The 22183-nt window shown below is 68.5% G+C and carries 20 protein-coding genes; 11 read left to right on the forward strand and 9 right to left on the reverse strand.

All coding sequences use genetic code 11. The features are described from left to right. Nucleotides 1-21 precede the first annotated feature (21 nt). A complete protein-coding gene (locus NLF94_RS07820; protein ID WP_254840906.1) occupies nt 22-1194 on the reverse strand; it encodes a PGF-CTERM sorting domain-containing protein in 1173 nt (390 codons plus the stop codon). Between the two features lie 222 nt (nt 1195-1416). Between NLF94_RS07820 and NLF94_RS07825 the strand changes: the two genes are divergently transcribed. From NLF94_RS07825 to NLF94_RS07845, 5 genes are read left to right on the forward strand one after another with little or no spacing between them, the layout of a single operon-like run. Next, nucleotides 1417-3840, forward strand: coding sequence for a hypothetical protein (locus tag NLF94_RS07825; protein ID WP_254840907.1), 2424 nt, complete (start codon nt 1417-1419; stop codon nt 3838-3840). Further along, nucleotides 3840-4643 (forward strand): NEW3 domain-containing protein, encoded by an 804-nt coding sequence (locus tag NLF94_RS07830; protein WP_254840908.1) that lies wholly within the window; start codon nt 3840-3842, stop codon nt 4641-4643. The genes NLF94_RS07825 and NLF94_RS07830 overlap by 1 nt, the downstream gene beginning before the upstream one ends. Nucleotides 4644-4697: 54 nt before the next feature. Next, nucleotides 4698-5447 (forward strand): ABC transporter ATP-binding protein, encoded by a 750-nt coding sequence (locus tag NLF94_RS07835; protein ID WP_254840909.1) that lies wholly within the window; start codon nt 4698-4700, stop codon nt 5445-5447. Then, nucleotides 5440-6669: an ABC transporter permease gene (locus tag NLF94_RS07840; protein ID WP_254840910.1), complete on the forward strand. Its 1230-nt coding sequence runs from the start codon at nt 5440-5442 to the stop codon at nt 6667-6669. Before NLF94_RS07835 ends, NLF94_RS07840 begins: the two co-directional genes overlap by 8 nt. Beyond that, the gene (locus NLF94_RS07845) at nt 6666-7892 is read left to right on the forward strand and encodes an ABC transporter permease (RefSeq protein WP_254840911.1); all 1227 of its coding nucleotides are present in this window, start codon (nt 6666-6668) and stop codon (nt 7890-7892) included. Before NLF94_RS07840 ends, NLF94_RS07845 begins: the two co-directional genes overlap by 4 nt. 12 nt (nt 7893-7904) lie before the next feature. Here NLF94_RS07845 and NLF94_RS07850 read toward each other — a convergent pair whose 3' ends face one another. Then, nucleotides 7905-8828, reverse strand: a complete 924-nt coding sequence (locus NLF94_RS07850) for a WD40/YVTN/BNR-like repeat-containing protein (protein ID WP_254840912.1) — start codon at nt 8826-8828, stop codon at nt 7905-7907. Nucleotides 8829-9150: 322 nt separating this feature from the next. Here NLF94_RS07850 and NLF94_RS07855 point away from each other — a divergent pair, with 322 nt between their 5' ends. Genes NLF94_RS07855 through NLF94_RS07865 form a run of 3 tightly spaced genes read left to right on the forward strand, consistent with a single transcriptional unit; the run spans nt 9151 to nt 14427 of the window. Then, nucleotides 9151-12060, forward strand: a complete 2910-nt coding sequence (locus NLF94_RS07855; protein WP_254840913.1) for an FtsX-like permease family protein — start codon at nt 9151-9153, stop codon at nt 12058-12060. Next, a complete protein-coding gene (locus NLF94_RS07860; protein WP_254840914.1) occupies nt 12053-13708 on the forward strand; it encodes a sodium/phosphate symporter in 1656 nt (551 codons plus the stop codon). The genes NLF94_RS07855 and NLF94_RS07860 overlap by 8 nt, the downstream gene beginning before the upstream one ends. Before the next feature lie 50 nt (nt 13709-13758). Beyond that, nucleotides 13759-14427 carry an ABC transporter ATP-binding protein gene (locus NLF94_RS07865; protein ID WP_254840915.1) on the forward strand — a complete coding sequence of 223 codons (669 nt, stop codon included), beginning with the start codon at nt 13759-13761 and terminating at the stop codon, nt 14425-14427. A gap of 21 nt (nt 14428-14448) precedes the next feature. Here the strand turns inward: NLF94_RS07865 and NLF94_RS07870 are convergent, their stop codons facing one another. From NLF94_RS07870 to NLF94_RS07885, 4 genes are all read right to left on the reverse strand, one after another. After that, the gene (locus NLF94_RS07870) at nt 14449-14931 is read right to left on the reverse strand and encodes a toxin-antitoxin system TumE family protein (RefSeq protein WP_254840916.1); all 483 of its coding nucleotides are present in this window, start codon (nt 14929-14931) and stop codon (nt 14449-14451) included. A 3-nt stretch (nt 14932-14934) separates the two neighbouring features. Then, nucleotides 14935-15525: a DUF7342 family protein gene (locus tag NLF94_RS07875; protein ID WP_254840917.1), complete on the reverse strand. Its 591-nt coding sequence runs from the start codon at nt 15523-15525 to the stop codon at nt 14935-14937. A gap of 153 nt (nt 15526-15678) precedes the next feature. Continuing rightward, a complete protein-coding gene (locus NLF94_RS07880) occupies nt 15679-16182 on the reverse strand; it encodes a metal-dependent hydrolase (RefSeq protein WP_254840918.1) in 504 nt (167 codons plus the stop codon). Next, entirely contained in the window at nt 16175-16696 is a 522-nt protein-coding gene (locus tag NLF94_RS07885; RefSeq protein ID WP_254840919.1) for an OB-like fold-containing membrane protein, read from the reverse strand. The genes NLF94_RS07880 and NLF94_RS07885 overlap by 8 nt, the downstream gene beginning before the upstream one ends. 123 nt (nt 16697-16819) lie before the next feature. On the opposite strand from NLF94_RS07885, the gene NLF94_RS07890 reads away from it, so the two are divergent. The 3 genes from NLF94_RS07890 to NLF94_RS07900 are packed head-to-tail and all read left to right on the forward strand — an operon-like array spanning nt 16820 to nt 19183. Beyond that, a complete protein-coding gene (locus NLF94_RS07890; protein WP_254840920.1) occupies nt 16820-17098 on the forward strand; it encodes a DUF8044 family membrane protein in 279 nt (92 codons plus the stop codon). Continuing rightward, nucleotides 17098-18144 (forward strand): DUF4350 domain-containing protein, encoded by a 1047-nt coding sequence (locus NLF94_RS07895; protein ID WP_254840921.1) that lies wholly within the window; start codon nt 17098-17100, stop codon nt 18142-18144. Before NLF94_RS07890 ends, NLF94_RS07895 begins: the two co-directional genes overlap by 1 nt. After that, nucleotides 18137-19183 carry an AAA family ATPase gene (locus NLF94_RS07900; protein ID WP_254840922.1) on the forward strand — a complete coding sequence of 349 codons (1047 nt, stop codon included), beginning with the start codon at nt 18137-18139 and terminating at the stop codon, nt 19181-19183. Before NLF94_RS07895 ends, NLF94_RS07900 begins: the two co-directional genes overlap by 8 nt. A gap of 12 nt (nt 19184-19195) precedes the next feature. On the opposite strand, the gene NLF94_RS07905 is transcribed toward NLF94_RS07900, so the two are convergent. The 3 genes from NLF94_RS07905 to NLF94_RS07915 all read right to left on the reverse strand — a co-directional run bounded on the left by NLF94_RS07905 (nt 19196) and on the right by NLF94_RS07915 (nt 22075). After that, on the reverse strand, nt 19196-20089 hold the full coding sequence (locus NLF94_RS07905) for a DUF7982 domain-containing protein (protein ID WP_254840923.1): 894 nt from the start codon (nt 20087-20089) through the stop codon (nt 19196-19198). Further along, nucleotides 20086-20556, reverse strand: a complete 471-nt coding sequence (locus NLF94_RS07910) for a DUF8163 family membrane protein (RefSeq protein ID WP_254840924.1) — start codon at nt 20554-20556, stop codon at nt 20086-20088. The genes NLF94_RS07905 and NLF94_RS07910 overlap by 4 nt, the downstream gene beginning before the upstream one ends. A gap of 109 nt (nt 20557-20665) precedes the next feature. Next, complete coding sequence (locus NLF94_RS07915; RefSeq protein WP_254840925.1) at nt 20666-22075, reverse strand: DUF58 domain-containing protein; 1410 nt, start codon at nt 22073-22075, stop codon at nt 20666-20668. Nucleotides 22076-22183: the final 108 nt, after the last annotated feature.

Raw genomic sequence — 22183 nt, forward strand, 5'->3', positions numbered from 1 at the left:
GTCGTCCCGTGACCGACGGCGCTACCGCCGGCGAGCCACGACGAGCGTCGCCAGCAGAGCCAGGACGGCGACCGCGACGCCGAACCCGGCACCGTCGGAGGCCGTCTCCGTGTCGTCGACCTCGTCGGCCCCACCGGTGTCGGTGCCGGCCGTCTCGCCGTCCGACGTATCGTCGCCCGGCGTGTCACCGTTCTCGTCGGACGAATCGCCGTCGCCGTTCTCGTCGCCATCTTCGCCGTCGCCGTTCTCGTCGCCATCTTCGCCGTCACCATCACCGTCGGACGGCTCATCGTCGGTGTCGGTCGTCCCGTCGCCGTTCTCGTCGCCGTCGCCGTTACCGTCCGATCCGTCCCCGTCATCACCGGACGTTCCGTCGTCAGTATCGTCCGTCGGGGTCGTCGTCCCGTCGTCGGTACCGGTGGGGGTCGGCTCGCCGGGGTCGGTCGGCGTCGGCGTGTCGGTCGGTGTCGGGGTCGGCTCGCCGGGGTCGTCGGACTCCTCGGTAACGGTGAGGGACTGCTCCGAGCTGAGCCCGATGATCTCGTTTTGGTCGTTCTCGAACTCGCTGGGGCTGCGGACGACGCCGTAGACGTCGTAGCCTCCGGTCGGGAGGTCGTCGAGCGAGACGGTCGCCTCGTAGGTGGAGTCGCCCTGACTCTGGGCGGTCGTCCGGAGGTCCTCGCCGTTCCCGCTCAGGACGACTTTGACGTCCTCGATGGCACCGCCGCCCGCCTCGTCGAGGTCGACGGTTACGGTGACCGTCGAGTTCTGCTCGGCGCTGTCGGGAAGCTCCAGGCTAACGTCGTAGCCCGCGACCACGACGGCTGCGACGTCCTTGACCTCGCTGTCGTAGATGGCGACCCCGTAGGTGCCCGGCGAACAGCAGTCGAGATCGAAGTCGGTCGTCGTACTGCCGCCGCCCTTCCTGGAGGACTGTACGACGTCGCCGTCGGAATTGTACAGGTTCACGTCGTAGGTCGCGTCGGCCGGCCCCTCTGCATCGATGCTGACGTCGCCGCCGGGGTCGCGGACCGCGACCTCGCTGATCGAGTGGCTTCCGCCGCCGAACGACACCGTCGTCGACGGAACGTCTGTCGTGCTGCCGCCTATCGAGACCGAATATCCACCCTGGGCGGCGACCAGACTGCCGCCGAACAGGGCGAAAATCAGGACGACTACGAGCGCTTTTCTCATACTTCAACCGTGTGATACTGTGTGGGCATAACCGTTTGGTTACGTACACGTTTACCGAGAAGTTGGCGGGGATTAACGTCGGGCGCTCGGTCGCCCCGTTGGCCGGAAACATCACAGAAGTCGTGGCGTTCGTTAATCCGCGCGTGCACAACATTTTAGTCGGTTCGGATAGCTGTTCAGGCTATGACTAACGGGGTATGTAGGTGTAGTAGAATATTACTGATGCTGGTAGCCACGGCGGCGCTACTGGCGGCCGGTGCAGCCGGGACGGCGGTTGCACAGGACCAGATCGTCAGCGACACACAGCCGAACCCGAACTGTGACGCGGGCGCGGCGACACACGACGACATTCAGGACGCCGTCGACGCCGCGAGTGCGGGCGACACCATCGTCGTCTGTCCGGGCACGTACAACGAGGCGGTGACCGTCGATGAGTCCGTCCGTATCGTCGCGGACAAGCCGGACTCGACCGCCACGGCCGACCTGACGGTGCTGCGGGACGTCGACGGCAACGGAACGGCGTTCGACGTCCAGGCCGACGACGTCTCCATCGAAGGGTTCGCCATCACGAACTACAGCGATGCGGGCGTGGCAGCGGCGGCGACAGCATCCACTGACATCGCCGGCCTCAACGTCAACCGGACGGCCGTCAACGAGAGCGGTACCGGTGTATCGCTGTCGGCCGACAGCGGTACCCTCTCGGACGCGACTGTGGACACCGTCGCGCTCTCTTCGAACCAGGAGGGCATCGAGTTGGCGACCCAGAACGCCGGGACCGTGACCGGCGTCGAAGTCTCGGAGGCGCTCGTCAACGAGTCCGATGTCGGCGTTCTGTTGGACGGGAGCACGGGCACGTTGAGTGATACGAGAATCGAGCGGGCCGACATCGGATCGACGGAAGGGAACGCCGTCGCCGGGGTCGAAATCGCGGCTGGAAGCGCGAGCAACTACGACAACGTGACCGTCACGAAGAGCCTCGTCAGGAACAACGGCGACGGGGTGTTGGTCGACAGCGCAGTTGGCACCGACCTCACACGGTCGGATGTCAACGTCTCCTACAACCTCATCCGGAACAACGGCGTCGGCGTCCAGAACGACAATCCCAACACGGTCTTCGACGCGCGGCTGAACTACTGGGGTGACTCCTCCGGCCCCTCGAGCGCCACCTCGTCGGACCTCGAGGACCCGGTCTTGGGCGTCGCGGCCAACGGGAACGGCGATTCGGTCTCCGAGGGGCAAAGCGGCGTCTCGAACGTCCGCTTTGCGCCCTCAATCGGCGGCAAGCGGTCCTGTGAAGACGGCCAGCACGTCGACCCCGTGCCGGACGAGACGGTCGAAACCGACTTCGAGGGCGAGACGCTCGGCGGTCCGGCGACGGACTTCGTCGGCGTCTGCGTCTGGGACCGCTCGATACTGCCGCTCCGCAGCACGAGCGCGTCGGCCGCCCAGAGCATCCTCAACATCCCGACGTTCGTCGACACCGAGGACGGCCAGGTCCCGATCAACCGACAGGAACTGAACGTCCACGAGAAGAACCAGCAGGTCAACGTGACCTACGAGGAGACGACGGGCGCCAACACGACCCGCTACGCGAACCAGGACGGTCAGGTGCTCGTCGCCCGGGTGACCGGCCAGGGCCTCGACGACTCCGCGAGCGTCGACGACCTGTTCTCTGCGGACTTCAACGCGCTGAGCGGCTCCGGGACGTTCGGCACCGACAGCGTCGAGTTCGTCGCCGTCGAGAACGTCACGCTCGATTCGGACGGAACCCTGCCGAGCGGCGTCCAGTTCACGCCCTCCGACGGCGGTGCCTACGTCGCCGTGCTGACGGCCAACGAGGTCGGCGAGGGCTACGCGCTCGAAAACGGCAACCTCACCGGCAACGTCCACAAGAACGACATCACGGCCATCGGCTTCGAGGCCATCGCGGTCCGGGAGACGGCCTCGACGGCCGATCCCGGAAACGGGCAGTTGAGCCCGAACGATCCGGAGGTCTACACGGGTAGTAGCGTCGACTTCGATGTCGACGCCGGCTTCAACGATGGCAATTTCACCCATGCAGTGGTCCTCTACAACGAGGACAACTTCACGGACAGCACGCTCGTCATCGACGTCAACGGCAGCTTCGACTCGGGCGACCTGACGCTCGACAACGGCACTCTGAAGGGCACGCTGACCGGTCCCGACGGGACGACCGAAAACGTCACCATCGAGGTCGACGGCCCGCTCGAGGGCCTGCTGAACAACGTCACCGTCGCCGGTGGATTCACGATCATCGATAGTGACGCCGCGGCCATTACGAGCGCCGAGCGCAGCGAAACAGTTACCATCGACACGAGCGGATTCCAGTCGAATGGCACGTACAGGTACGTTCACGCAGCCAACGCCAGTGACGGCCGATTCAGTACGAGCGACGGCACCATCGAAGTGGTCTGTCAGTCCATCCCCCAGGGCGTGGACACGAACAACAACGGCGAAATCGACACACTCGAGATCTTGACCGCAATCGACACCTACTGGCGAGTCGACGAACCGGTGCCCGACACCTGCGGGAAGACGATCCCGACGCTCGACCAGAACGGGCAGCCCGGTATCCTGACGCTCATCGACGACTTCTGGCGGCCCGGCACGGAGGTGACTTACTGATGGATTCGAAGCTCAAGGTCGCGGCCGGCATCGTTGCACTGCTCATCGTCGGTTCAGTACTGTCTGCAACCGTCATTGCAGAGCCTGGTACAGTCACTGCGGACGGTCCGAACACGGCCGAGCCCGGAGACCAAGTGACGGTCGACTTCACCATCACCAACACGGGTAACAACGACAGCGCCTACGCCCTGGACCACACGATTCCGAGCGACTGGACAGTAGTCAGCACCAGCGACGCCGGAGGAACGTATTCCGATGGCAAATCCGAGTGGGTCTTCCAGACCATACAGCCTGGCGACTCGAAAGAACCGTCGGTGACGTTCCAGATCCCGAACGACGCCCAGACCGGTGATTATACCGTCGAGGGAGTCGGCAAGGACCAGAACGGCCCGGTTGACTCGGATTCGACGACGATCACCGTCGAGTCACCGACGCCGACGCCCACGCCGGAGCCGCCGACACCGACGCCGACGCCGGGACCGGACACCCCGACGCCGACGTTCGTCGACGACGATGACGACGACGAGCCGGACACCCCGACGCCGACGGACCAGCCGGGAACGGCGACGCCGACCGACGAGCCTGAGACGGCGACGCCGACCGACGAGGTCGAGCCAGGGACGGCGACGCCGACGGACGATGACGAGCCGGAGACGGCGACGCCGACCGACGAGCCGGACACGCCGACCGACACTCCCGACGACGACGACGGCGTCAGCACGTTCCTCATCCTCCTGGTCGTGCTGATCCTGATCGCCGTGGTGGCCGGCGTGGCCTACTACGCGCTCAACCAACAGGAGTAACCCCGTAGGGGGAGCCTTTTTGTCGTAGTCTTACGTCGCTTCGCTCACTTCCAGATGAGCAACGCCGAGTCCGAACGCGTCACGTCGTCCGATGGCGACCGTTCCGACTCGGAGGTCGTCGTCGCCTGCGACGACGTAACCCGAGTGTACGGTGGCAACGGCGGCTGGTTCGGCTCCGACGACGCCCACGGCGTCGAGGCGCTGTCGGGCGTCTCGCTTTCGGTCTCCCCCGGCGAGTTCCTCGGGCTGACGGGTGCCAGCGGCAGCGGCAAGACGACGCTTCTGCACCTGCTGGCTGCGCTGGACACGCCGACGACGGGGACCGTCCGGCTACTGGGCTCGGACACGTCGGCGATGTCCTCGCGGCGCCGCGCCGCGCTCCGCCTCGAGCACGTCGGCATCGTCTTCCAGCGGTTCCACCTGCTGCCGTCGCTGTCGGCGCGGGCGAACGTGGCGCTGCCGCTCGTCGAGCGCGGCGTCGGCAAGCGGGCCAGACGCGAGCGGGCGACGGAACTGCTCGAGCGGGTCGGTCTCGGCGACCGGCTCACCCACCGGCCGAACCAGTTGAGCGGCGGCGAGAAACAGCGCGTCGCCATCGCACGGGGGCTCGTCAACGAACCGACGCTTCTGGTCGCCGACGAGCCGACGGGCGAACTCGACACGGCGACGGGCGATTCGATCCTCGAGTTGCTCTCGGAACTGGCCGACGACCGGGCGGTCGTCGTCGCCAGCCACGACCCCCGCGTCGTCGAGTCTGCCTCCCGGCAGGTCCGCCTCCGGGACGGAGTGGTCGTCGATGCGTGAGGGAACGCGACGGGCCCGCTGGCGGGGACTGGTCGGGCTGGCGGTCGCGCGGCTCCGGGGCCGGCTGACGACCGGCGAACGCTACCGGACCTGGCTCTGTGTCGCCGGCATCGCCGTTCCGGTCGCGCTGTTGCTCGTGGTGACGAGCGTGAGCATCGGTCTGGCGACCGGCCCGGCCACGAGCGCCGACGGCGTCGACTACTGGATACTTCCCGAGTCGAACGCCTCCAGCGCGGTCACGGACGTCGGCGGCGCCCGCTTCGCCGACACCCACACCACCGCCCGGAAACTCCAGTCCCGCGAGGACGTCGCGTACGCCTCGCCGATGTTGATGGAACTCGTCGAGGTCGAGGCCGAAGGCGGGACCACGGAGTACGTGCTCGCGGTCGGCGTCGTCCCGGCCGAGGGGTACGGCTCGGTGACGCCGGTGTCGTCCGTCCAGTTGTCGCCGGGCGATCCCTACTACGCGGGCGGCGACTACGACGGCGAGTGGACGGGCAGCATGGTGCTGTCGGAGGCGGCCGCCGAGACGCTCGGGGTCGGCAACGGCGCCACCGTCTCGCCGCGGACGACGAACCGGAGTTTCGGCGTCGTCGGCATCTCGCCCCCGAAGCAGGCCGGCATCAGCCAGTTCCCCATCGCGGTCGTCCGGTTGAGCGAACTCCAGGCGGTCGTCGGCGCCGAGGACAGCGACGCCGCCGACCAGATCGTCGTCTCGGCGCCGACCGCGACCGCCGACACCAGAGCGGCGATAGCGGCCACCTACCCGAACGCCGAGGTGCAGACCGAGAGCGGACTCCTGGCCCAGCGAGCCATCGACCAGCAGTTGCCGCTGGCGATGGCGGCCTCGGCGCTCATCCTGGCGCTGATCACCGGGACGCTTTTGGTCGGGACGACCTTCGGGTTCGAGATCGCCGCCAGCAGCCAGCAACGGTCCGTCATGGCGGCCATCGGCGTCTCCGGACGAAGCCGGGCGGCACTCGTCGGCATCGAGACGCTGCTCCTGGCCGTCGTGGGCGGCTATCTCGCCCTGGTCGTCTGGACAGGCGGGTCGCTTTTGGCCAACGAGATTGCCCGACGGCGGTTCGGGACCCCCGTGGCCGTCTTCGAGCCGTGGCTGCTGGCCGTCGGAATGACCGTCTCGATCCTCATCGGCCTGCTGTCGGTACCGTACCTCCTCTTTATCGGCCGGCGGTCGACCGACGAGGTGAGCTTCGGATGATCGGCTCGCGGCTCCGGGCGGCGTTCGGCATCGCGGCCGCACAACTGCGGCACTACCGGGTCCGGACGGCGCTTGCCGTCGTCGGCGTCGCCCTGGCGGTCGTGACCATCGTCGTTCTGACGGGCGTGGGAGTGAGCGCGCTGTCGGTCGGCGAAGCCGGCGTCACCAGGATCGACGCCGACCTGTGGGCGACGGCCGGCCCGTCCAGTTTCGCGCCCGGCGCCGTCGGGAGCGTGAACAACCAGTTGCTCGACGCCCACGAGGTGACCCGCGAGATCGAGGACCACGAGGACGTCGCCGGGGCGCGAGCCGTCGCCTTCCAGACCGTCTACGTCGGCGAGGAGTCCGGCGAGTACGAAACCATCGTCGGGGCCGGCACCACCGGCAACGGCTCGCGGTTCGAAATCGAGGAGGGCCGGACGTTCTCGGGCGGCGACGCCCACTACGCCAACGGCAGTTACGACGGGCCGATGTCCGGCGAGGTGCTCATCGACAAGCGGGCGGCCGAGCAACTGGACATCGAGGTCGGCGACGAGATACACGTCGGCGGGACGCTGGTGGCGGCCGACGAGAACAGCTTCACCGTCGTCGGCCTGACGAACGACGTCGCGCGGTTCATCGGCGCGCCGACGGTCGTGATGCACCTCTCGGAACTGCAGGAGGTGTCGGGGTCGACCGGCGTCGATCCCGCCTCGACGATCATCATCCAACTCGAGGACGGCGCCGACGACGAGCGAGTCAGAGAGGAACTCGCGGCGTCGTACCCGGACCTCTCCATCCGAACGAACAGCGAACAGTTCGAGGCCATCCTGCGCAGCCAGTCGGCCATCATCGCAAGCGCCGTGACCCTCGCGGCGCTCGCAGTCGCCAGCGGTATCGCCATCGTGACGAACGTCTTCGGACTGCTCGTCTACCACCAGCGGCGCCAGCTGGCGGCGCTGAAGGCCAGCGGCGTCTCCGTGTCGACGCTCCTGGTCGTGACGCTCGTCGAGGGCCTCGTCGTCGGCGGGATCGGAGCCGGCATCGGACTGTTGCTGGCAGCCCCGAGCATCGAGGGCATCAACCTCGCGGTCGGCTACCTCGGTTTCGAGGACATCATCGACGCCCCGCGGTGGGTGTTCGGCCTCGGCGTCGGCCTCGCCTTCGTCGTCGGCGTCATCGGGGCCGTCGTCGCGGGGTGGCGAACCGTCCGCGTCTCGCCCATCGAACACCTGCCGCGTTGAGCGGCCCGCCTCTCAGACCCAGACGAGCGAGCGGATGCCGGCCGGCACGCTCGCCCACCGTCGCCACTCTCCGTCGTCGCGGACGAGCACTCGCCCGCGGTCGGTGCCCGCGTACACGCGCGTCCCGTCGCTCGCCCACGCGAGGACGGCCTCGGTCCCCTGTCCGGGGTAGGCGACCGACTCGAACGTCTCGCCGCGGTCCGCCGACTCGAACAGCGCTCCCTCGGCCCCGTCCGGGCCACGCCACGTCGTCGAGGGGCCCATCGTCGCGCCCGCGTAGAGGGTTCCCTCGTGGACGAACGCCTCCCGGAAGTACGACCGTTCGAGGCCGTCGTCGAGTCGCGTCCACGAGCGTCCGGTGTCGTCCGTCCGGTACAGTCCCGTTCCCGTCGACGCGTAGTAGGTGCTCGCGTCGACGCGGTGGAGGTGGTGGATGTCGTCCCAGACGCCCTCGCGGCGCTCGGTCCAGGTCTCGCCGCCGTCGTCGCCGACGTGGACGCCGCCCCGCTCGACGCCCGCGACCACCCGGTCGGGCACGTTCGGCGGGAGGTCGAGGTGGCGAACCTGCCCCTCGTCGTGGACGGGGCTGTCCCAGTCGGCCCGCGAGGGCTGGTCCTGGAGCGCCTCGCACTCGGTCCAGCCCTTTCCGTCGGAGACGTACACCCTCGGCGGGTGCGTGCCGGCGTACACCCGACCGTCGGGCGAGACGGCCACCGAGAAGACGGGAGTCGCGGGCACGTCCAGGTCCTCCCAGGTGTGGCCGCCGTCGGCGGAGCGGAACAGCCCGGCCTCGCACGCCGCGTAGACGGTCCCGTCGGCGCGCTTCACGCGCCAGACCGTCAGCGGCCCGGCCCCGGCCGCGAGCATCCGGTCCCCTTCGCTCCCTTCGTCGTCGATGCGCCAGACGCCGTCGACCGACCCGACGAACAGTGTCATACGTTTGCGTTCGACTATCGAATTCCTCCACCGTCAGGCTACCGACCGTATCGAACGATGCAACCGTACGAGACCCGAGGCGTCGCGGGCGCCGCCCGCGGCCACCCTACCGGCGCCGGACGGGCGACCGGAGACCGAACAACTCACACGCCGCCGGCGAAACCCGGATTCAGGACGGGCTGGCGGCGAGACGCTCCGATGTCGCTGCCGACCGGCCGCACACTTTCGAAAACCGTTATGTCCACCATCGCCCACTGTTGGTACAGTTGATGCGACGGGAGAGTCAGTGGACGGGGGTCGGCGAGCGGTTCGACGGGGCGTGGTGCCGGTGAGCTACCGCCGGACGCTCCTCTTTCGGTGGTCCCGCCAGGACCGGCTTGCGGTGCTCGTCGTCGCCGTCACCGTCGCCTTCCTCGTGGGGACGGTGCTCTTCGTCTTCGCCGCGGGCAGCCAGACGGCCGCCATCGCGGCCGAACTCGACTCGCCGGGGAGTGCGACCTACTACGGGTCGGCGGGGGCCGCCGAGACCGCCGCCGACGGCGAGGACGTCGTGCTCCCGGTTGCAGCGGTGACCGACCCGGACGGCGACCGGACCTACGCGGTCGGCGTCCCGCCCGACACCGACCGGACGTTCGGCGAGCGGCGCCTCGTCGGCGACGGGCCGACCCGGGGGAGCCTCGAGGCTCCTGCCACGCACCGACTCGACGGCGAGACGACGGTCTCGGTCGACGTCGAACCACGGAGCGGGTCCATCCTGGCACCCGACTGGTACGCGGTCGGGCCGGCGACGGTCGAGGAACTCGGGACCACGGGCGCGTTCGTCGTCGACGCCGAGGCCGGCACCGGCGGCGAGACGCCGCTTCGGGGCGTGCTGCGCTTCTTCACGACCGGGACCCAGCAGATGCTCGGCATCGTCGGCCTCATCGCGATCGCCGGCGGCCTGCTCGTCGCCATCACGGCCTACAGCACGACCCGGATGACGGTCGCGGACCGCCGCGAGGACATCCGGGTCGTCCGGGCGACCGGCGGGACGCCGCGGACGGTGCTGTGGCTGTTCGCGCTCCGGGCCGGTCTCGTCGGTGCCGTCGGCGTCGCCCTGGGGTACGCTCTCGGCGTCATCGCGACCAACGCGGCCGTCAACGTCGCCGTCGCGGTCGGCCTGCCCACCTCGCTGTCGGTCGCCATCACCCGCGAGATAGCCGCCTTCCTCGGCGCGCTCGTGGTTGCGATGGTCGTCGTCGCGGTGCTGGGCGGTCTCCTGGCGGCCCGCCGTGCCGCGGTCGTCCCGCCGGCCCGCGTCGTCGCCCGGGACGCCGGCGACGACGGTCTCCTGCCGCTTCGCGTCCTCGATGCCCGGGCGCTGGTCCCGACGGCCGCCACCCTGACGGCCTTCCTTCTCGTCTCGTCGGTGTTCGTCGGCGCTGCCGCCGTCGTCGCGCCGCTGGCCACGACCGACCAGGCGACCATCTCCCAGCCCGGCGCCGGCCATCCGGTCGCCAGTCAGGTGCCCGCCGGCTACGTCGAGGGCCTCGAGGAGCGGGACATCGACGCCAGCGGCGAGATACTGCTGTTCGGCGTCCGGAACGGCCGGCCGCTCCCGATGCGCGGCGTCGACTACGAGGACTTCGCGTCCATCTCGGGGGCGGAAATGGTCGAGGGGCGGGCGCCGACCGCACCCGACGAGGCCGTCGTCGGGACGAAACTCGGCGGCAACCTCGAGGTGGGCGACACCGTCACGGTCGGCGGCAGCACCCGCTCGGCGGTGACCCGAATCCACGTCGTCGGGCGCTTCGAGGCCGACGGCGCCGACGGCGCGGCCCTGCTCGTCTCCCACCGGACGGCCCGACACCTCTCGAACGTCGGGTCCGGCGAGGTGAACGTCGTCCGCGCCTCGCGGCTGCCGAAGACGAGCGAGGAGGGCATCGTCGTCACGCGGCTCTCGACCGTCGAGGAACCGGTCGCCGGCCAGCCGACGGTGGTCGAGATAACGCTGTCGAACACGAACCCCGCGGCGGCGAACGAGACAGTCGCGGTTCGGTTCGCCGGCCAGCGGCGGTCGTTTTCGGTCGACCTCGGGGCCGGCGGCACCGCCACCAGACGGATCGAGTTCGGACCCGTCTCGCCCGGCAGCTACGACCTCGCGGCCGGCGAGACCCGCAAGCGGGTCCGCGTCCAGCGGCCCGACCAGCTAGCGATACGGGGACTGCCGGCCGAGGCGCCGCCGGGGTCGCGCCCGCTCGTCGAGGTGGTCGACGCCCGCGGGTCGCCGGGGGCCAACGTTTCGGTCCGAGTCGGCGACACCGAGCGACGAACCACCGACGACGGGACGGTCCGAATCCCGCTGAACGGGACGGGCAGCCGGGAAGTGGTCGCCGGCGACGGCGAGACGGCCGCGCGGGCGACCGTGAGCGTCCGGGCGGGCGTTTCGAAGCGGCCGACGGCGACCCTGGAGCTGTCACCGGACGACCCCGACGTGCTGGTCCGGCCGGTGGCCAGTCTGGAGGTGCGGAACCCCTGGACCGAACCGCTCGGGGCCGAGGTGACGGTCCGCGGGCCGACCGGCGAGACGGCGCGACGGCTGGAGCTTGCGCCCAGCGAGCGTCGGACGGTCACCCGGCGGCTCGACCGGCGACCGCCCGGAACGTACGACGTGACCGCGACGGTGGACGGGCGAGCGGTCGGGAACCTCTCCTACCGGGTGAGCGGCGACGACCGGATTTCGGCCGCGCTAGCCACGAGCGGCCGCGAGGGGTCCTCGCCGCTCGGGGAGGCCATCGAGGTGGCCTTCGGCGACCTGCAACTGGTCGCCGTCGCCCTGGTCGGCCTCGCGGCGGCGATGACCGTCGGCGCGACGACGGCGACGTTCGCGGCGACGGTGCGGGCCCGCCGGCAGGTGCTGGGCGTCTACCGCGCCTCGGGCGCGCCGCCGGCCCGGATATTCCGGCTGGTCGTCGACGACGCGCTCCGGGTGGGCGTCGTGGCGACGGTTTTCGCGTCCGTGCTGGCGGGGGTCGGACTCGTCGGGCTCGACCGCGCGGGCGTGCTGACGGTCTTCGGCGTCCGACTGCTCCCGGCCATCGACCCCCTCGTCGCGGTCGGCGTCGCGGCCACTGCGCTCGCGGTCGTCGCCGTCAGTGCGACGCTCGCGACCGTCGCCATCGTCCGGGCGTCGCCGGCCGCCCTCCTCCGGGACCGCAGCGGGAGCGAAAGCGGGGGTGCCGTCCGTGAGTGACCGCCGGTCGTACCTGCTGGTCGGTCTCGCCGTCTTCGCCGTCGCCGCGGCCATGCGGACGATCCCGCTGTACTGGAGCCCGCTGCCGCACGTTCTGGACGGGTTCGCAGTGGCCAGTTTCGCCAGGGAGACGGTCGCCTCCGGCCACCTGCCGATTTCGCCGGCGCTGCGTGCCGACTTTCCGACTATTACAACGCTGACAGCCTCGACAGCGATAATAATCGGCGAGCGACCACTCCATACCATCCAGCCGATGATGTCCGTCGTGGGTGCGACCATCCCGCTCCTTGCAATGGCGTTCACCCGCCGTCTGGGTCAGGACCTGGGGTGGCCCTCGCGAAAGATCCGGACCGCGGTGCTGGCCTGTGGGCTCCTGCTCGCCGTCCAGGGGCTCTTCCTCCGGCACACCTCGATTCCGGACCCCGAACCGCTGGGACAGCTGTTCGCGCTCATCGCAATCGTCTCGATGCACCGGTTGCTCGTGCGACGGGGGACGGTTCGGTGGGGTGTGCTGTTGGTGATGCTCCTGCTGCTCTTCCCGATTGTCCACAAGTTCAGCACTTTCAACGCGGCGCTGGTGTTGACGGCGCTCGTCGGCGCCGAATTCGCTCGCCGACCGAGTCGGCGGACCGCGGTAATCGGTAGCAGTCTCGTCGGCGGCTTCTGGATGCTTTTCGCTGGCTACTACGAACTCGTCGAGCAACTCGGTATTCTCGGCGTCGCGTACGTGAGTCGCGTCAGCAGCCACCCGGGCCTGTTCGTCGGGTGGGTCGTCGTCCTGATCGTCGGCGTCGTGTGGTATCAGGTCATTTCGACGCGTCTACGCCGGGCGCTGTTCTTCCTGCCGTTCGGTGCTCTGTTCGTTCTTGTCGCCGTCAACGTGGTCCGGCCGGTCTTTCCGGGGACGATTCAGTCGCCGCCGACCATCCTGTTTCTCGTGTCCTTCCTGTTCGTGCCGGTCGTCTTCGCCGGCTACGGGCTGTTCGCGCTGTCGCGCCGCTACGAGACGGCGACTCTCGTGACTGCACTCCTCGGCGGGCCGCTGGTCGTCATCTACTTCTCGTTGACGGCTAGCCTAACGCCGGAGTTCTTCGCCACCGCCATCCGGGGACAGGCCTTCCTTCACGTTCCCGCGTTCGTCCTCGTCGGACTGGCGACCGCCAGCGTCGCGTGGCGGGCCCGTGGTGTGACAGGCCGTCGCGGCGTGCGCGCGGCGCTCGTCGGTGTGCTTGCCGTCAGCACGCTCCTGACCGCGCCGCTGGCGTTCGTCGCGCTGGACACGCTCGACTATCCGGGGACGACCCCGGAGTCCGAGTTCGAGGCGGTCGGGCACGTCGCCACCTACGTCGACGGCCGGTGGACGACCGACCACGGCCCGGGCCGCGTCGGAGGCACCATCTTCGATTACGGTGCGGCACTGGGCCCAACCCGGACGTGGCTCCGAGGCGGCCCGCCGCCCGGCTGTCCGATGCTGTCCTTCGACGGGTGGGTCACCAACGGTGCGAACTTCTGGCCCGCCGCGCCGGAGCAGACGAATCGAGCGAGGTACGAGACGACCCTCGCCGAACGGAACGTCGTCTACACGTCGAACGGGTGGGAGTCGATCGCACTGTCGGTTCCCGCCTCGGACGACCGGCCAGCGTGCTGACGTGCGGTCGACCGTCAGGCTTAGGCGGGCGGCCCTCCCCCGTTGGGCTGATGGCCAGTAGCACGGAGCCGGTCCTGCGGGCGGTCGACCTCGGCGTCCGGCGCGGCGACCGGCGCGTCCTCGACGACCTCTCCTTCTCGATTCCCCCGGGCGAGCGCGCCCTCATCCGGGGCGAGAGCGGCGCGGGCAAGACGACGCTGTTCGAGGTGCTGGGGCTGCTGTTGCCCCCGACCGACGGCTCGCTGTACGTCGACGACACCGACGCCGCCTCGCTGTCCGAGCGGGAACGGTCGCGGCTCCGGCGCGAGACGGTCGGCGTCGTCTTCCAGGAGTTCCAGCTGGTCCCGGACCTGACGGCCTGGGAGAACGCCGCGCTGCCGGGCAACCACGACGGCAGTCCCGACGAGGCGTGGCTGGAGACGCTGTTCGAGTGGCTCGACATCGCCGACCGCCGCGACCAGTACCCGGCGACGCTGAGCGGCGGCGAGAAGCAGCGCGTCGCCATCGCACGCGCCCTGGTCAACCGGCCCGACGTCGTGCTGGCCGACGAGCCGACCGGGCAACTCGACCCCGACACCGCCGAGAGCGTCCTCGAGTTGCTCTTCGAGTTGCAGGCCGATACCGACACCGCGCTGGTGGTCGTGAGCCACGACAGCGGCCTCGAAAGCCAGTTCGAACGGCGGTACGAGCTCACCGGCGGGGAGCTGCAGACCGACTGAAACCACGGTCGATAGTGGTTCTCATGGCGGATTGCTTGCTGCGTTCAGAGGAGCGACCGATTCGGCGTGGTAGGCAACTCGCCACAGTTTGAGGACTGCCCGAGTGACCAGCTTCGCCGGCGATTGGGTGATACAGGAGGCCTCGACCTCTTTCGGGTCGGATGTGGCATTCGGTGGCGGGTGGTAATGCTCGAGCCCGGGGGCGTCGACGTACTCACCATCGTGTGGATGTTTGTCCCACCGGAGATCAACTCCGCGTGAATCCGTATAGTGAAACTTGTAGTCGCCTCGTGTCGTCCACTGGACGTCGATGCGCGCCGTGTCGGCGCCGCAGAGGCCCTCGTCGAAGGTGACTTCGAGCGTTCTGGGGTCGAGATAGTCGTCCAACTCCGCGGATGCGAGCGGTTCGTTGGCGTTGAACACGTCCCGTATGGCGAGGAGTGCTGGTCGGTCGGTTGCGCCTCTGAGCGAGTGGTCCTCACCCGGTGAACCGTACTTTCCCATTGGTTACTGGGCGAGCGTGCTTCCATTCGGTCGGGGGTCGTCGCCGACGAACCGTTCGGCATTGGCGATCGAAAGCGCAGCGTTGGCGAACGCCAGGTTGCGCCGTGTCGTCTGCCACTCCCGTATCGTCTCGGCATCGATATCTTCGTGGGTTGTGGCCGCCTCGGAGAGGGTTTCGTTCGTCCGGTCGACGAGCAGCTCTTCCGGCGATTCGACGCCGTATTCGGTCTGGAAGTCGCTGATGCGCTCACGCATTTCCGAGACGCGGGCTACTAACTCATCGGTCGAGACGTGTTCCCGAATATCCGCGGCCTGCTCGACGACGAGCGACTCGGGTGACCGCCGGTAGGTCGTGGCACCGTTCTCGCCCGTACCGGTAGTGGCGAACCCCGATTCATCGAGGGCGTCGAGATGCTTTCGTGCTGTCTTCGGCGAGGTGCGGGCAGCGTCGGCGACGGTGGCCGCGGTGACCGGGTCGTAGGAACGACTGATGACTTCACGGACGCGTTCGTACGGAGTGGTCTCCGCTTTCCACTCCGCGCCAACCCTCTCGTTGATATCGTCGAACTCATCGGGGCCGGTGTGATCGGTCATGTGCGCCTTTCGTGTTGAAGTAATATAGGGCTTCCGACAGTACTATATTCCTCCAAACCGGGAGACGGTGTCGCGTCATCGGGAGCGTGTTCGAAGAACGGGCCCTCAAGCGCGACCCACGACGACAGTCGTCGGCGCACGGAAGAGGGTATTTTAGTCCGCCCGATTCCATCGCGTTCGATACCGCGTCCAGGCCCACACGACGGCCGCAACCGCCGCGGCAACGGCCGTGGGCCAGCGGTCGCTGCTCAGGTAGAGCATGCCGGCCGGCGCCCGGTACGTCGAGACGGGCAGGAGGAACTGGCCGGCGTAGCCGCTAGGCTTGACGAGCAGGCCGTCCAGAAACAGGTGCGTCGCCGCCCCCAGCGCCACGAGGCCGACCGTCAGCCGACGGTGCTGGCGGGCGACGAGCAGTCCCGACCCCAGCGCGACCACGACGGTCCCACCGACGGCGTGCAGCGGCGCCCACGAGAAGGGAACCCCGAGTGCGGCCTCGACGTAGGGCGACGGCACGAGGAGCTTTATCTTCACGAAATCGGGCGACAGCGCGCCGGCCATCACCAGCGTGACGGCTGCGGGACCGACCCGGTCGTAGCGGGCGGCCAAGAGCGAGCCGACGACATAGCCGACCAGGACGTGGGTCAGGACGTCAGGCATCCCCACCACCCCACAGGGCCAGCGGTTCCTCGCGGGGGACGAACGCCAGTCGGTCGGTGTCGAACCGCCACCGGCGCAGCGTCCGGCCGAGTACCCACAGGCCGGCGACGAAGGAGACACCGTACATGTACCGTATCTCCCAGGGCGCCCGGAGGATGACCCGCTCGGCAGCCAGCGTCGAGTCGTCTTCGAGCGTGCCGAACGCCGTCGCGTGGTCGCCCACCGAAGCGGGTTGCTCGACGCCCCGAACCGTCGCAGTGAACGACTCGCCAGTTCCGTACGGCACCTCGATGCGGAGCGGGTCGGTCCCGACGACAGTCCCGCTGAGGGTGACGCGCTCGCCGACGTAGGCGTCGGGGTCCGGGCCGACGCTGTCCTCGCCGGGGTAGTCCCGCGGTGTCGCCACAGGAGAGAGGGTGCCGGCCCACACGAGCATGCCGCCGAGTGCGACGACCAGCACCGCGAGCGCCGCGGCCCTGCGCCACGGTCCGTCCGCCTCCGTCGGATTCGTCATCGGGTCCAGTTCCACAGGGAGACGTGTAACTCCTTCGTCGTCGGTCGAAGCACGTCGGGAGTCTCGGCCGCCGGCACGGCCGAGCCGACAGGTTGGTAAACCAGGGCGCCCGAGGGGTCGCCAATGGAGACCCGGCGACGCCGACGGTTCGTCCACGCGCAGGTGGCGTGGATGCTGACGGCGGCCATCCTGCTCGTGGCGCTGGATTCGCTGTCTTACGAACTGTTCTTCGTCGTCTCGCTCATCGGCTTTCTGGTCGTCGTCGAGTTGACGGCGCCGGTCGCGGTCTCGCCGCGATGGCGACGCCGGCTTCCGTGGCTCATCGCCGCCGGCCTGCTCGTCTTCGCGTACGTCGTCGTCAAACGCATCCTCGAGATACTGCCACCGGGGGTGCTTCCATAATGAAGCTCGGTGGGTACGACATCGACACGCCACGAGCGATCCTCGTCGGGTTTGCGATTGCCACCGTCGCCGCCCTCGTGTTCGGCGGGGCAACCTCGGTCGCGGCGTTCGGCTCGTTCAACCCCTCCTGGGAGGGGACGACCGACATCCGGGAGATAGCCGATCAGGCCGGCGCCGAGACGGTCGTCTCGACGAACACCTCCGAGTACGAGGCGTACGGCGAGGACACGGTCGCGGTCGTGCTGGCGCCCGATGAACCCTACACGGCAAAAGAGCTCGAGCGGATCGAGGGGTTCCTCGAACGCGGAGGCACGTTACTTGTGGCCGACCGCGACGGGACCGGCAACGCGTTACTCGAGGCGCTCGGCGCCGACGCCCGCCTCGAGGGTGCGTTGCTACGTGACGACAGAAACTACTATCGAGCCCCGGCACTCCCGAGGGCAACGACGGTCGCCGAACACCCGCTGACAGAGGGGGTCAACTCGCTGACGCTCAACTACGGAACCAGCGTCGAGGCGGGCAACGCGACCGTGCTCGTCTCGAGTTCCGACTTCGGCTATCTAGACCGGAACGGCAACGGTGAGGTGGACGACGACGAGGAGCTCGACACCTATCCGGTGGCGACCACGGAGAACGTCTCTGGTGGCCGTGTGGTCGTCGTCAGCGACCCGAGCGCCTTCATCAACGTCATGGCCGAGCAGCCGGGCAACCGCCAGTTCGCCCGGAACCTCTTTTCCGAGGACGATACCGTCCTGGTCGATGCCTCCCACAGCGGTGGCGTGCCGCCGCTAATCTCGGTGCTGCTTGCCATCCGTGGCTCACCGATGCTCCAGTTCGGGACCGTCGGTCTCGGCCTGCTCGTAGTGTTCGTCTGGCAACGGGGCGTTTTCGACCGAACGGACGACGAGGCGTTCGACCGACGACCTACCCCGGAGCTTTTAGCCGAGTCGGCGGCTGACAGCCACCCGGAGTTCGACCGCGGGCGAATCCAGCGACTCATGAAAGGGATTAAATCTATCAACTCCGAACGAGGGGACGATGAGTAGCCCCGCAGACATGTACCAGTCGGTCCGTGATGAGGTCGGAAAGGTTCTCATCGGGCAGGAGGACCTCATCAAGGGATTGACAATCGCTTCGCTCACCGGCGGACACGTACTGCTCGAGGGTGTCCCGGGAATCGCCAAGACCACGGCAGCGAGACTGTACGCGCGGGCGATCGGATTGGATTATTCTCGCATCCAGATGACGCCGGACCTGCTGCCGGCGGACATTACCGGCACGCGCATTTATCGACAGCAGACCGGCGAGTTCGAAACTGAGCGGGGCCCGGTGTTCGCCAACGTCGTACTGGCCGACGAGATCAACCGTGCGACGCCGAAGACCCAGAGCGCACTGCTGGAATCGATGCAGGAGGGGCAGGTGACGATCGACGGCGAAGAGATGTCGCTGCCCACGCCGTTTCTGGTGATAGCGACACAGAACCCCGTCGAGATGGACGGCGTGTTCTCCCTTCCGGAAGCCCAGCGGGACCGGTTCCAGCTGAAGATAACTGTCGGCACGCCCGGACGCGACGACGAGCGGGCGATTCTCGATCGGTTCGACGACAATCCCAATCTCGGGCCCGACGACATCGACAGCGTCGTCGATACGCGAACGATAATGCAGTGTCGGGAGGCCGTTTCAGACGTCCACGCCGCGGGGGCTGTAAAGGAGTACGCCCTCGATATAGCAGAGGCGACACGGGACCACGACGCCACCGAACACGGCGCCTCGCCGCGCGCGTCGATCGCCTTCATCGACGCCGGGAAGGGCCTCGCAGCTATCAACGGGCGCGACTACGTCATTCCCGACGACCTGAAAGATCTGGCGTACCAGGTGCTGTCCCACCGGCTCGTCCTCGACGCCGACGCTAACCTGCGGAACGTGGACCCGGACGACGTCATCGAAGACGTCCTCGACCGTGTCGAACCACCGACGGACGGGTTCACACCGGACCCCGATAGCGTCGAGGTCGACGGCGAGTCCACGGAGGTCGCCACGGACGGGTCGACAACCACGGTGTCCCAGCCCGCCGACGACGCCTGAGGCGTCGCCCGGTCAGTCTTCGCTGTCGGTCGTGTTGTCCGCCTCCCACCGGCAGGTGACGAGATACGCCGACTCGTCAGTCGATTCTACCTCGAGCTCGACCGGTTCGTCGGTCACGTCGGCCAACGCGGTGGCCAACAGCGACGCGACCGGGTGATCCAGACGGTCGACCGGGCCGTAGGCACTGTTGGTCACGCGGACGGTCGCGCGGCCCGCGTCGTCGATGTCCGGGTCGGCACTGTCGACCAGTTCGAACTGTTCGACGAGTGCCTCACAGACGGCCTCAATCAGGGCCGCTGGCGATTCCGGGACCGGTGAGGTGACCTCGACGAACTCCCGGCGGAGCGAGTCGCCGGACGGCCGGAGCGACAGGCCACGGTGAGCCGACGTGACGACGAAGGTATCCCGGAGGTCGGTCGTGGTGGGCACACCGCCGGTCTCCAGCGGCTGTTCCGGGAGGTACAGCCGGACGGCGGGGTCGCCATCGACGGGCACGTAGGCCTTCGTATCGGAGAGCTCGAGTTCGCCCGCGATGGATTCGAGATTGGTTGCGAGCGTGGCGTAGACCGCCTCGCCGACGCTGGCGGCGACGAACCGCTCGGGCGTGAGATAGTAGGTGAGCAACCCGCCGAAGAGGCCGGTCGCACCCAGCACGACCAGCAGGTCACGGAGACCCGGTATCAGAACGGCGCCGAGGAGGCCGACCCCGCCGAGGAATGCCATGCCGAGCGCCGTTCGCCGATAGCTCGTCCGGCGGGCCGCCGACAGCTCCTGGCGGAGCCGTTCGTTTTCGTCCTCGAGCGCCTCGAGACGTACCAGAAGCGACTCCTCGTCGGTCCCGGTATCGTCGGCCGTGTCGGTGTCGGCCGCTGTGTCGTCGTCGACCATCTCGACATCGGCGCTCATTCGGGGTCACCTGCCAGCCCGAGTGCGACCCGTTCGTATCTGTGGATGCCGTAGACGGCACCGGCAGTGGTAGCGAGCATCAGGAAGCCGGTGGTCTCCGTGCCCGTCAGCGCCCGGTCGGCGTACAGGAGTACGGCGGTGGTGAGTGCGGCGACCGCCAGCGCTGCCGCCCCGGCCGCGTAGGTCCGGTCGACGGTGACGTCCGTTATCAGCAGGAGGACGAGTGCGGCCTGTGCAATCGGCGTCGTCGTCGGTCCACCATCGAGTCCGACCACGAGGCCGACCTGCCCGAGGACGAACGCATACGGCGTTCCGGCGGCAATCCACAGGACGGCAACGGCTGCAGCGACGCCAGCACCGAGAATCCCGCCCTCGAAGACCATCGCAGCGCCGGTCGCGAGGATAACGACTCCAACGAGTGCGTCACCTTTCGTCCAGCGGCCGCGAGCGAGCACGCCTTCTGCCATCGTCCTCTATCTGGAGTACCGGATTCAAAGCCGTGTTGGTCCGTCACCGCCCGGACCGCCTGCTGGTCCCCGGCCGGGGAGGGATCTCGGGGCGTTTCGGCGTAGTCGCTCAGGCCGCTTCGGTGCGTTTGGCCTTCCGGAGGCGTTCGCTGCGCCCGCCAGGGCCGACCTCGAAGGCCTCGACACCGCCCAACCGGTCCAGTTCGCGCCGGAACGTCTCGAATTCGGTGTAGCGCTCGTAGGCGGCTTCGAGATCGGCCAGGGAACCGGGTTCGTGGAGCACGGTCGGCGCCAGAAAGACGAGAACGCTGTCGGAGGCGTCGCGGGCCGCTTCCACCACTTCTCGAATCTCGCGACGGTTGGTGTCGTCCGTAAAGAGGACGATCCGGCCACCGGCGTTGTCTCCGAGCGCCTGGACGGCGCTGCGGAGCGGCGAACGGTCCGGCGGGAGCGGTCGACGTTCGTCGACGCAGGCCGTGAGCGTCTCGATGAAGACGCTGTCCTCGGCGTCGACGGCGACCAGGCGCCCGGCCAGCGACGACCGGCTATCGAGCCGTCGAGGCGGGCGGACCTCGCCTTCGGTCGGCCCGGTGGTCAGCAGTCGGCGACGAACGCCCTCGTAGGCGGCCGAGTCGTTCGACGGTCGTTGCAGCGAGGCGATGCCCTCGTCGTCGATGACGGTGATACCGACGGGGTCCTCGTGGGACCGAAACAGCGACAGGAGACCGAGTGCAACCTCTCTGAGATAATCGAATTCGGTCTCGCCGTCCGGCCCGGTCGCGGTCGTCGAGCGGGCGTCGACGATGAAGGCCGTTTCGATGGCCGACTGGGCCTCGAACTCGCGGACGTACGTTTCCGTGAGTCGCGCGGTCGCGTTCCAGTCGATCCGTCCCGCGTTCTCGCCGGGGGTGTACTCGCGGAGTTCGGCAGGCTCGATGCCCTCGCTGCGGCGCTCGTCGGCTTGTTGCCCACCCAACGAGGCCACCCGTTCGCCACCAGCGCCGACGGTCAGGTCGTCCGGCTGGCGTGGTTCGACCGTCAGTGTCAGCGACGGCCCCCGGTCGAAACGCTCGGTGAACAGCCCGGCGCCGTCGACGACGGTGATCTCCGGCGATGGAACGGTAAATCGCCCGGCCACCGGCGTCTCGACGACGACGCTCGTCATTGGCCCATCGTCGGTGAGGCGAATGGCCGCCACGTCGCCGTCGCCCGTCGTCGAGAGTCCCGCTGGGAGTCGTAGCCGGGCGGTCACTGCAGCCGAGGCGTCGATCTGCTGGCCAGCGAACCCGAGTTCGGTTCCAGCGTCGACGGGGACTCGCGTGTTCGGCGTCGACAGTTCGAGTTCGAGCTTGTCGTCAACGTCCGTGACGGTAACGAGAAAGGCGTGTGCGGAGGCGACGAGCCACCCGCCCAGGGTGGCGACCCCGACGAGCAGCGTCGGCTGGTCGAACAGCCACGCCGATACTGCAAGCAGGACGGTCAAACCGACGACTGCCCAGTACCGGCGCGTCGGGCGCATGCATCCGGTGTGGGAGCCACCACAGTTCAACTCACCGGTCGATGGTGGTCGATTCTGACTGTTGGGAAAAGCGGGGTTTTTATTCCGTCGTGGTCTGAGGTTCCGTAA

The organism is Natronomonas marina (genome assembly GCF_024298905.1).
Classification (GTDB): Archaea; Halobacteriota; Halobacteria; order Halobacteriales; family Haloarculaceae; genus Natronomonas; species Natronomonas marina.